This window comes from Clostridia bacterium (assembly GCA_036562685.1).
Taxonomy (GTDB): domain Bacteria; phylum Bacillota; class Clostridia; order Christensenellales; family DUVY01; genus DUVY01.
On the sequence record DATCJR010000112.1, the window covers coordinates 1 to 1,934 of the forward strand.

General features: G+C 36.1%; 1 protein-coding gene. It reads left to right on the forward strand.

The window, feature by feature from the left end; all coding sequences use genetic code 11:
- Nucleotides 1–347 precede the first annotated feature (347 nt).
- Nucleotides 348–1,658, forward strand: coding sequence for a hypothetical protein (locus VIL26_05195; protein ID HEY8390328.1), 1,311 nt, complete (start codon nucleotides 348–350; stop codon nucleotides 1,656–1,658).
- Nucleotides 1,659–1,934 lie beyond the last annotated feature (276 nt).

The window sequence follows — 1,934 nt, forward strand, 5'->3', positions numbered from 1 at the left end:
ACTTGCTCCTGGAGCAGAACGCATTTATACCGCGGGTGAGAAAGAATACCTTGTATGGCAGGAAAGAAAGAACACCGGAGTTCCTATCAATGAGGGCGTTCAAAAAGAAATGTCTAAAGTAAGAGATGATTTGAAACTTACAAAATATGTATTCCCTTGGGAAAAATAATTTTTTAAGGCGGTTTAAAAAACCGCCTTTTTTATAGTGATTTTGAAATTTGGTTAGAAAAAAAACAGTCTTATAACGGTCATTTTTGCTTTTTTAGCTTTATTTTTATTTAGAATAATTTTTACTGTTTTTGGTAATTTTATCTTTAGAAGACCAAAAACAGGAGATTATATAAATTATGTTTAAACCTTTTGAACAAAAGCCTATGCCTATTGATGACTTGTTTATGGACTGGCAAACAATGTATCCCAAGGCATATGACAAAAATTCGGTAGATCCTTATACCAAAGTCAGAATTATTTTGATGAACGGTATTGAAGTAGAGACGGCATTGTTTTCACATCAGTTCCACCGCCATTGTGCTGATAATGATTTAAGACGCGAGCTAGATAACACTAGACGTATTGAACAGCAGCAGCAAAAGCATATAAACTGGCTAAAACCTATTGACGAGTCGCCCTTGGAAACCACAATAGGATATGAACATGTGGCGGTTGACCTTACCGCATGGCTTGCCAAAAACGAGCCGGACAAAAACGTAAAAAGCGCGCTGGATTTTGCGCTTTTGGAGGACTTTGACCACCTTTACCGTTATGCCAATCTTTTGGATATGGATGTCAATATACCTGCTGAAAATTTGGTTAAAAGCTATGTTGATATTACGCCTGGACGTCCTACCATAGCCGAACACCGTTATCCTATGGACGATCCAAACTACCATGTGGATTTCAAAAAAGCGGATATTCAGACCAAACTCAATACAATGATTATTACTGCTGCCGAACAGCAGACAATGAATTTTTATATGAATATCGGCAACACTTATTATAATGATTTGGGAAGACAACTGTATCAGGAAATAGCAATGATAGAAGAACAGCATGTCAGCCATTATGGTTCGCTTCTAGATCCTAATTGCACATGGTTAGAAAGTCTGCTAATGCACGAATATATGGAATGCTATTTATATTATTCGTTCTATATGGACGAACTTGACCCTAATATAAAATCGGTTTGGGAAATGCACCTTGAACAGGAAATTGCGCACTTGCACAAGGCGGCGGACTTGTTAAAAAAATACGAGAAAAAAGACTGGCAGGATTATGTGCCTGAAACATTTCCTAAGCTTTTGCAATTCCATGACACTAGAGATTATGTGCGTAAAGTTTTGGCTAATCAGATAGAGTTGACCACTAATAAAGAAAAATATATCAATGTAAAAGATTTGCCTAAGTCAAGCAAGTTCTTTTTCTATCAAAACACAGTCAATAGCGATGTTAATTTGGTGCCTAGTCATATGGTTATAAGCGAGCATCAGAAGAAGTTCAATATTGACTATCGCGCTGAGGCTGAAAAAAATCCAGTACCCGAACTACAAGACCGCAAAAAAGACAATGTTACAATTGCAAGAACTATTAATGGAAATGTTCCTGATTTTGTCCCCCAAATGGCAGGACGACATGATTCCTCTCCGTCAGCAAGAGTTTAAAGATTTTTCATAAAAACCACTCCAAAAGACATGTTTACAAGGGACAGCATAAAAAGTGCTGTCTTTTGTATTTTATATAAAAACCATACTTAAGGACGATTATCTTTTCTTTATACCAAAATTGTGCTAAACTAAAAGCAATGAAATAACAAGGAGAGAGTTTAGTATGATTGAAGTTAAACACGCAGTCGAATTAGACGAAATCGAAAGTGACCTTTCGGAGATCTTTGTTACCAATCATGATAAAGATTTGAGATTTTTATATAAAGCAAAAGA

What these genes read in the sequence shown, in the direction of transcription:
- VIL26_05195 (HEY8390328.1), top strand. Translation starts at nt 348, where the DNA reads ATGTTTAAACCTTTTGAACAAAAGCCTATGCCTATTGATGACTTGTTT.